The 3,052-nt window shown below is 47.5% G+C and carries 2 protein-coding genes and 1 pseudogene; 2 read left to right on the top strand and 1 reads right to left on the bottom strand.

Features of this window, described 5'->3' with window-relative positions:
• Nucleotides 1-436 precede the first annotated feature (436 nt).
• The gene (locus ACY69O_RS05580; protein WP_462332477.1) at nt 437-1,369 is read left to right on the top strand and encodes a phosphatase domain-containing putative toxin; all 933 of its coding nucleotides are present in this window, start codon (nt 437-439) and stop codon (nt 1,367-1,369) included.
• 105 nt (nt 1,370-1,474) lie between these two features.
• Entirely contained in the window at nt 1,475-2,713 is a 1,239-nt protein-coding gene (locus ACY69O_RS05575) for a pyridoxal-dependent decarboxylase (protein ID WP_462332476.1), read from the top strand.
• A 54-nt stretch (nt 2,714-2,767) separates the two neighbouring features.
• Here the strand turns inward: ACY69O_RS05575 and ACY69O_RS05570 are convergent.
• A pseudogene (locus tag ACY69O_RS05570) lies at nt 2,768-3,052 on the bottom strand (TRAP transporter permease); the annotation flags it as partial.

Raw genomic sequence — 3,052 nt, 5'->3', positions numbered from 1 at the left:
TTTTCCCGAGTTTTTTCTCCGTTTTTCAATCATTTCCCTAGACAATTTGTACCAAAAAACAAAAATACCCCCTTGTGTATAAAAAAAGATTGTCCCCCGAAATCTTCCGGGCAACAATCTTTTTATGTTCGTATTTACAAACAAAACTTTATGTTTAGAATTACAAACATAAAGCGCTAACACCATCATTCATACATGCACGGCAAATCCACAAGGCGTATATTTTCCCTCACGGCACTTGCTGCCTATATTGAAGTTCATTTCATTGAAGTTAATTTCAATGAAATGAACTTCAATTTTATGTCAATAATTAAAAGCATTAAAACAGATAAATCAATCACAATCTTTCTCAGACTGTCACATCAAAAACCCCCTAACTCATACAGGATTTTTCAAGTCCGCATAGAAATATAACACTGAAGAAAGGAGCAGAACTATGAAAAACATACTGCAAAAAAGCCTAATCCTTATCACTGTAGTCTGGCTGCTTGCCGAGGCGGCAGTTTCAGAAGCCTCGTGGCGGCTGGACGAGGATCCTGCTCTCACGGAGCCGCGCAATTTCCGCATGTCCTCCGATGACTGGCGGATAACCCCGGATGGAGGGGCCCCTGCTCGCGCAGGACTTGAAAATCTTCGCATATCAGGCAGCGCCCAGCCCACCGCCGACATCTTTGCCAAGCTTTACTCTATTCTTTCAGATGCCGCCCCCGGCGCCCCCATCTATGTTGTGGACCTGCGGCAGGAATCCCATGGCTTTGCTGACGGACTTCCCGTGAGCTGGTACGAGGAAATGAATCAGGCAAACGAGGGAAAAACCGTTGCAGAAGCTGCGTATGACGAAACAACCCGTCTATCAGAACTCGCAGGAAATACAACGACCTTCTCTCCCGAAGGCAAAAGTGACTCCAAACGCTTCGACGCCGTAACCTTCGCACCCCAAAATGTGCAGAATGAAAAAGAAACTGTCGAGGCAATCGGCTTTCGATACGCACGTTTTTATGTAACCGACAGAAAATATCCCGACACGGAGACAATCGAAGCCTTCCTCGACTTCGTCGAAACCCTCCCCGACAATGCCTGGGTTCATTTTCACCGTCATGCGGGACATGGACGCACCACCTCCTTTATGGCGATGTACGACATAATCCGCAACCCCGACATTCCGTTTGAAGAAATCATAAAACGGCAGTACCTCCTCGGCGGCAGTGACCTGACCGCTCTGAAAAATAACGCCCGTAAAAACGAATGGAGCGCCCAACGCCTTGAACTCCTGCAAAATTTCTCCCGCTATATCCGCGCCAAACATTCCGGAGAAACAGCACTCCGCTGGAGCGAATGGATAGAAAAAATCCCACGGCATAATAACTAACTACATCCAAATAAATTGATACGCTAATATGCTTTCTATTGTTATTTTATAATCATCTTTATACAATATAACTACAGTAAATTATCTATTGGGAGGGGGAAAAATATGTTTCACAAATCATGGAAAAAAACTATTGGAATCGCCGCTGCTGCTCTTGGCATTTTGTACGGCTCAGCATTTGCCGCCCCGGCAGATGCGGTAAATGATCGTCTTGAGCAATATGCGGACTATGTAGCAGAGCGCAGAGAGAAGGATTTCGGGTATCCTCTCAACCATGATATTAGAATGGTTGATTTTTACCAGTGGTACATTGACAGCGGAGCCTGCTCTACAATGGTAAACAACGCAGGAGACCCCTTTCACCCTCATGGTGAGATCATCAACGCGCTGAGCTTTGAGCGTGAGGTCATTGAGTTCTTCGGACCACTTTACGGCTTTGATAAGAACAACCTGTGGGGACTCGTTACCTTCAGCGGAACGGACGGAAACAATCACGGAATTTATTTCGGTGCAAAATATCTTGAAAAGGTCACAGGAAAGAAACCTGTTCTTTATGTATCCGATGCCGCGCACTACTCCAATATGCGTCTGGGCGACCTTCAAAACCTGGAGATGGTTCTCATCCCCTCCGATGAACACGGGCGCATGATTCCATCTGAGTTTGAAAAAGCATTGAAGCCCGGCCGTCCCGCACTGATGGTATATGCTATGGGCACCACCTTCAAAGGCGGTATAGACGACCAGGACGCGATTAATGCTATATTGGCAAAGCACCCGGACATTACTGTTTATCGGCATGTGGATGCGGCGCTTTTCGGTGGCTACCTGCCATATACAGAATATCGGGAAATGGTAGACCGCAGGGTGCATCCCTTCGATTCCATCGCGGTCAGCGGTCACAAATTTTTCGGAATGGATGAACCGGCCGGGTTTTTCCTTACTACGGTTACTGTAAAAGAAAACCAAAATCCCTACAGTGTTTCCTATCTCAACGGCAGCATGCCTATGATTAACTGCTCCCGCTCTGCTCTTGCCCCGCTGAAGTTCTGGTGGATTATCAATCATGTCGGCGTAGAGGGCTTCACCGAGCAATCGACCGGTATGCTGGAGCGTGCAAAATGGCTCAAAGGCGAGCTGGACAGAATAGGCTGGAAAGCATGGCTGGAACCAATGTCCAACACGGTCTATTTCAAGAGACCTTCTGAAGCTATTGTGACGAAATACGACCTTGCTCCGGATTATGACGACAGACTTGGCGGAGACCTTGCTCATATCGTCGTTATGCAGCACGTAACGAAAGAACGCATGCAAAACTTCCTTGACGATCTTGCCGCCGTGAAATGAAATAAGCATAAAAAACACCATCCGATTTTGTTCGGATGGTGTTTTTGCTTTAACTCACGCAGCAGCTTTTGCCGCTGTTTTTTTCTGCCAGAACAGTACAACGAGAAGCACTGCGAGTCCGATTGCATCTGTTTCCATGCCCGGCTTGATAAGAAGCAGGGCTCCGGCCGCCGCCACTATGCGGAGCCATACCGCCATATGCGTGAAGAGGTATCCCTCGACAGATACTGCAATCAGGAACACGCCTACGCAGGCACTGGCCGCAACCCAAGCACCCTCTGCCAATGTCGTATTGATGAGCATGAGCTGAGGCGCGTAAACAAACATGAACGGCACGAT

It is taken from the genome of Schwartzia sp. (in: firmicutes), assembly GCF_978017985.1.
This window is presented reverse-complemented; position numbering and strand designations above follow the sequence as displayed.

What these genes read in the sequence shown, in the direction of transcription:
- ACY69O_RS05580 (WP_462332477.1), top strand. Translation starts at nt 437, where the DNA reads ATGAAAAACATACTGCAAAAAAGCCTAATCCTTATCACTGTAGTCTGG.
- ACY69O_RS05575 (WP_462332476.1), top strand. Translation starts at nt 1,475, where the DNA reads ATGTTTCACAAATCATGGAAAAAAACTATTGGAATCGCCGCTGCTGCT.